At 45.5% G+C, this 5168-nt stretch carries 7 protein-coding genes and 1 pseudogene; 4 read left to right on the forward strand and 4 right to left on the reverse strand.

What is annotated here, in order from left to right; all coding sequences use genetic code 11:
- Nucleotides 1-127: 127 nt before the first annotated feature.
- The gene (locus tag BM135_RS17600) at nucleotides 128-310 is read right to left on the reverse strand and encodes a hypothetical protein (protein ID WP_245737440.1); all 183 of its coding nucleotides are present in this window, start codon (nucleotides 308-310) and stop codon (nucleotides 128-130) included.
- A gap of 175 nt (nucleotides 311-485) precedes the next feature.
- Nucleotides 486-1379, reverse strand: coding sequence for an IS982 family transposase (locus tag BM135_RS16085; protein ID WP_092521511.1), 894 nt, complete (start codon nucleotides 1377-1379; stop codon nucleotides 486-488).
- A gap of 40 nt (nucleotides 1380-1419) precedes the next feature.
- Between BM135_RS16085 and BM135_RS17125 the strand changes: the two genes are divergently transcribed.
- The 4 genes from BM135_RS17125 (at nucleotide 1420) to BM135_RS16105 (ending at nucleotide 4206) form a co-directional block, all read left to right on the forward strand.
- Nucleotides 1420-1815: a TPM domain-containing protein gene (locus BM135_RS17125; RefSeq protein ID WP_245737442.1), complete on the forward strand. Its 396-nt coding sequence runs from the start codon at nucleotides 1420-1422 to the stop codon at nucleotides 1813-1815.
- 149 nt (nucleotides 1816-1964) lie between these two features.
- Complete coding sequence (locus BM135_RS17245; protein WP_245737443.1) at nucleotides 1965-2300, forward strand: hypothetical protein; 336 nt, start codon at nucleotides 1965-1967, stop codon at nucleotides 2298-2300.
- A complete protein-coding gene (gene ltrA / locus BM135_RS16100) occupies nucleotides 2297-3559 on the forward strand; it encodes a group II intron reverse transcriptase/maturase (RefSeq protein ID WP_092521508.1) in 1263 nt (420 codons plus the stop codon). The genes BM135_RS17245 and ltrA overlap by 4 nt, the downstream gene beginning before the upstream one ends.
- Entirely contained in the window at nucleotides 3556-4206 is a 651-nt protein-coding gene (locus BM135_RS16105) for a hypothetical protein (RefSeq protein WP_092521509.1), read from the forward strand. The genes ltrA and BM135_RS16105 overlap by 4 nt, the downstream gene beginning before the upstream one ends.
- A gap of 184 nt (nucleotides 4207-4390) precedes the next feature.
- Here the strand turns inward: BM135_RS16105 and BM135_RS16110 are convergent, their stop codons facing one another.
- Entirely contained in the window at nucleotides 4391-4645 is a 255-nt protein-coding gene (locus BM135_RS16110; RefSeq protein WP_092521510.1) for a hypothetical protein, read from the reverse strand.
- Nucleotides 4646-4821: 176 nt separating this feature from the next.
- A pseudogene (locus BM135_RS18095) lies at nucleotides 4822-5004 on the reverse strand (Contact-dependent inhibition of growth factor CdiA); the annotation flags it as partial.
- Nucleotides 5005-5168 lie beyond the last annotated feature (164 nt).

Below are 5168 nucleotides of genomic sequence, written 5' to 3' on the forward strand. Positions count from 1 at the left end.
GACTAAGCGCCAGAAGGCTGGCTGGGATAATGGCTATATGATGAAAATCCTGACAGTGGGATTTTCATCTGTATAAATTAGACCCGTTTGCCCTAAGTAGAAAGGCATAATTTATGGCTATAAGGGTTTATACAGGAATTCCGTAGTAATGGCAGATAGCATTAGTAAGTAGAGCAGGGGCGGCAGTACCAGCGATTTTAAGACTTCCTGAATAAGCTTTGCCAATCATGTTATCGATCCATCCACCAATTTTTCCCCCAAAACTATTTGATGAGGTTGGTTTAGGTGAATTTTGAACGATTTCTTTCAATTCAGAGATATCGTTATCCTCAATACCATAACCTTTTAGTTGACGTTCAAGAGAGTTAAAATCACCCGCCGTGATAGTATTTTGTTGATGAATGTCGCCTGTATTGCCTGCACCTATAGTGCCAGCATTATTTACATTTCCATGAAAATTATTAGTATTAACGCGATGCTCGACTTTAACATCCTATAACGTTGGCTTGTTGAAGCCAGCCGCGTTGACTTTTACCTTGTTTAAAATTGGCAAAAATACCCAACGTGTGAGAAAGCAGTTTTCTGGCAATTCGATTACTCAAATGCCACAAATCCCGTGCCCAGCACTTCTCGATAGCAAATTGTCCGGCAAGTTGACTAATCACGGTTTCAATTAAACGGCGTTTGGCGTTAATGACCCTTCTCGTTTTTCTGGGGATGGGATCATCCATATTGGCTCGTACCGGGGTAATCATTTCAATCCCCTCCGCCTTCATTTCCTGTTTAAATTCAACACCTAAATACCCTTTATCGCCGAGCAAACAGCCTTTTATCGAGCCGATCACATCCCAGGTTGCTTCACGCCCACTGACATTGGCGGGCGTCAGTGTCAACCCGGTTATCACGCCGATTTCATCTATCATGAGATGTCCTTTGAAGCCATAGTAAGTTTCGTTTTTGGCGGCGCAGTACCCATAATCGGCTTGTCCTTTGAAATTGGCACAGCCTTTTGCTCTTTTGAATCCACAGACGGGCAGCGGAAATCCGTCGATAATATGGACCGGTCTGTCGAATGCGCTCAATAACATCGCCAACTTCTCTTGCAGTTTTTGTTTGACAACCCAAAGGTTAGCGGCCTGTTTGGCAAAGTTGGCCCGTGAACCTAACCCCGGAAACCCGTCGCGCCAATGGTGACAAAAATACGTCCAAATCCCTTTATCTGTTGAAAATACTAAGAATTCACCAATCACTTCCATCGTGATGACTTCCGCATCACTCAATTTAGGTGGGAGCCCTCGGCTTCTGAATCGCATACCTTGTTGTAACTGCGTTAAATTGTCATCTACCCAACAAAACACCCAAATGACACCATCGAGAATACATGCCTTTATAATAAAACACCTTTTTATACTGTTTTTATTGCTTATTGGAATAAGCAATGTATCGGCTGGAGAGCTAAAACAAGAAACCACAGTTGTTGATGTTCCTGCATTAAGTAAACGTGTGACAGATCTCTCTAAGGTACTTACAAAAGCAGAAAACCAGCGCCTGACCCGTCAACTGAAAAAGCTGCAATCTGAAAGAAAGGTACAGACGGCAGTTCTGATTATCCCGACTACTGGCAGCGATACTGTTGAGGCTTTTTCTTCCCGTGTATTTGATAAATGGAAATTGGGCAATAAAGAGCGCAATGATGGAATTTTATTTTTGATCGCTTCTGATGACCATAAAATGCGTATTGCAGTCGGTTCCGGCTCAGGTGTGCCACGAATGCACCCTGTGGCAAATAAGGGTGCAATGCTGTGCGAGAGATGAGGGTCGGCCCCTCGGAGGCGGTGTCCAGACGCAGCCTTCAAACTACCCTGAGCTGCTGCCGTTAAGAGCGGTGGTGGTGAGCGTCAGGGAAAAGGCGCAATCTAATGCGTCATGTATGTGTTGTGAAGATGAACGAGAGTGAACTGTAGATGCAGTGTCGAAAGGAACAAGATGATGTCAAAAGCGCGTTTTCTAAGCGGCGTGTGATAAGTCCAACGGCTATCTGGTTACTGGCTGGACGGCATCCGGCATATAGACAGCATGAGCACAACACAGGCTCTGGCATGGAACGTGGGAATCTGTCGTCCCGATGTGAAGGGAGCGGCGTCAAGCAGAAAACCTGCAAGCGCCTGAGTACCGATGCGGGGCACAGGGGCAGATGGCTCCGTAGTAGTGATGAAACGTCTGTAATGGACGTGGAGCGAAGGGGGCCAGTCGTTGGGATTGTATTACGGGTCAACCGTACAAGTGGGAGGAGCCTGTGAGTCAGTCCAAACCGTTTGCGTTATCCAGACAGGCTGTCTGGAGAGCGTATAAGAAGGTAAAAGCCAATAAAGGCAGCGCTGGAATCGATGGTCAATCGATTGAGGAATTTGAGAAGAACCTCGCGGGGAACTTGTACAAACTCTGGAATCGAATGGCCTCGGGCAGCTATATGCCGCCAGCGGTTCGGCGTGTCGAGATACCAAAAGCGACGGGAGGAACGAGACCATTGGGGATACCCACGGTAGCGGATCGCATCGCGCAGATGGTGGTCAAAGACATGCTGGAACCGATTCTGGAGCCACAATTCCACGTTGACTCCTATGGCTACCGCCCGCATAAATCTGCGCACGATGCCCTGAGAGTAGCCCGGCAACGATGCTGGCGCACTGACTGGGTGCTGGACGTGGACATCAAGGGGTTCTTCGATAACATCGACCATGAACTCCTGATGAGAGCGGTGCGCAGGCATACGGATTGCAGATGGGTGCTGCTCTACATTGAGCGATGGCTAACCGCGTCGGTGTACATGCCGGATGGAACGGTGCAGATAAGGGACAAGGGGACTCCTCAAGGAGGGGTCGTTAGTCCGTTGTTGGCCAATCTGTTCCTGCATTATGCATTCGATATGTGGATGAAACGGGAATTCCCCGTCGTCCGGTTTGAGCGGTACGCTGATGATATAGTCATCCACTGCAAGAGTCATGCGCAGGCAATGATGTTGCGTGGCAAGCTCAGAAAGCGTCTGGCTGAGTGTAAGCTGGAGATGAGTCCGGGTAAGACGAAAGTTGTCTACTGCAAGGACAGGGAAAGAACGGAGGCATATCCTGAAATCAGCTTCGACTTTTTGGGCTACACGTTCAGGCCAAGAAAGTCGGTCTCGAAAGAAGGAAAGCTATCGGTGAATTTCCTGCCAGCAATGGGCACCAGAGCTGCGAAGGCAATCCGGCAGACAGTAAGGGGCTGGGATTTGAGTCACAAAACACCGCTGTCGTTGGAAGTAATGGCACGATGGCTCAATCCCATGTTACGAGGCTGGGTCAAGTACTATGGGCGCTTTTATCGGTCAGCAATGGACTGTGTAGCCAGTCATGTAGATCTGCACCTTGCTAAATGGGTTACCCGCAAATATAAGCGGGTGCACGGTAGCCTGGCTCAGGCATATGAATGGTCAGGCAGGATAAGGAGTGTTAAGCCTGGTCTGTTTGCACACTGGGCAATTTGTACGCGGCGCGAACGGTCAACGACAAGAGCCGGATGACGGGAGACTGTCACGTCCGGTTCCGTGGGAGCGCAGGGGGGAAGTTCCCTTGCGCGACCCGATATCGTAAATTAACTGATGGTCAGGTTGAATTCATTTTATTTAAAGATGTGAAACTGGCTTTCAAAGAAGAGGCTTATTATAAGGGAATTAGTGATGCAATTGATTCAATTGGCACATTGCTGAAAAAGTCCGAACAAGTGGAAATAAAGAAAGACGCGGAAAAGATTGCTAAGGTTTTTGAAGAGGATGGTGGTGCATTCAATCAGATATCCGGTAAGGACATCTTTATGCTATTAGGATTTTGGTTGGTAAGTATGTTCCTCTTGCCACTGAAAGTTTTCCGTACAGGGCACTGGTTTAAGCGTTTCCTCAAATCGGCCCTGACGATAGCAGTAGGAACTTATGTACTGAACCTTGTTGGATTATTCTCTTCCGTTCCGGCAGAGTTTTACTTGCTCATCATAATGTTGCCTGTGATTCTGGTATTTTTTGTGATCTCTTCGGTATTTTCATTATTGAAAAGTCTATTTGGCAGCCTTTTTGGCGGTTTATTTGGTGGCTGTAGTTCTGATCGTAATGATGATGATAGCTTTTCCGGTGGCGGTGGTAGCAGTAGTGGTGGTGGCGCTTCAAGCGATTGGTAATTTTTCATGATGCCTCTGCATGTATCAGCAGCAACCAGTTAACACTCTGAAAAATAATAAAAAAGCTCTCATGGAATGAGAGCTAAACAGACGGAAACATGAGGACAAAACTTTGCTTTTATAAAGCGATAGATTTTCAATATAAATTGATTATGTTCATTCAGACAGTTATCGAAATGAATTCTCACGCCTCAGAAGTGCTACTATTCTGAGTCAATGTTTCTCTTGCTTCTATTAAAATAGATATAAAGTCATCCAATGGCATTTTTGCTATAGAACCGTGCGCTACATCAGAACCAAATAACTCAATCTCAAGCTTATCTACACCCTTATCTTGGTTTATCTCCGCGATTTTTTCCCAACCTAACTGCACTTCTAATGTAAGGTTTTCATATTCAGCCGGACTAGAAAAGAATAATTCTAATTTACTTTCTTTCATTTCATCACCTTTGGATCTAAAACGGTATTAAATGAACCATCTGCATTAAATCGAATACCTTTACCATTAGGTAACCTATATTCCAATCCTCCTCTTGCTAATTCATTTCTCACTGTATTTGGGTTATTTAGAATACTGCGTACAAACTGTTCAGCTGCAGCATTTTTTTGGAAAATATTTCCTTTTAACGGCTTAAATGTTCCCCCAGGTCTTCCTGCGTGTTTATCCCATGCCCTAGCCACTGCTGATAAACCTTGCTTATTAATGGGCTTATTTGCTGAAGAAATAAGGTCTTTTTTCCGAAAACGATCAAACTTTCTTGTATTCTTCTCATTTTGCGGTTTCCATCCTCCCGGCATACCAGAACTAGCACCACCTAATTTAGCTTTTTGATCTGCTGTTAATCCCTTTCCGATATTTGGCTTAATTGATTTACCCGGAGCGTATTTCTCCTGTAAGCGATTCAGGTAACGTTGGGTAATTTCATCATTCCCTACCATCAAAAGTGTAATCAGATGATCGA

The organism is Xenorhabdus japonica, from assembly GCF_900115195.1.
Classification (GTDB): domain Bacteria; phylum Pseudomonadota; class Gammaproteobacteria; order Enterobacterales; family Enterobacteriaceae; genus Xenorhabdus; species Xenorhabdus japonica.

What these genes read in the sequence shown, in the direction of transcription:
- BM135_RS17245 (WP_245737443.1), top strand. Translation starts at nt 1,965, where the DNA reads ATGCAGTGTCGAAAGGAACAAGATGATGTCAAAAGCGCGTTTTCTAAG.
- BM135_RS16105 (WP_092521509.1), top strand. Translation starts at nt 3,556, where the DNA reads ATGACGGGAGACTGTCACGTCCGGTTCCGTGGGAGCGCAGGGGGGAAG.
- BM135_RS16110 (WP_092521510.1), bottom strand. Translation starts at nt 4,645, where the DNA reads ATGAAAGAAAGTAAATTAGAATTATTCTTTTCTAGTCCGGCTGAATAT.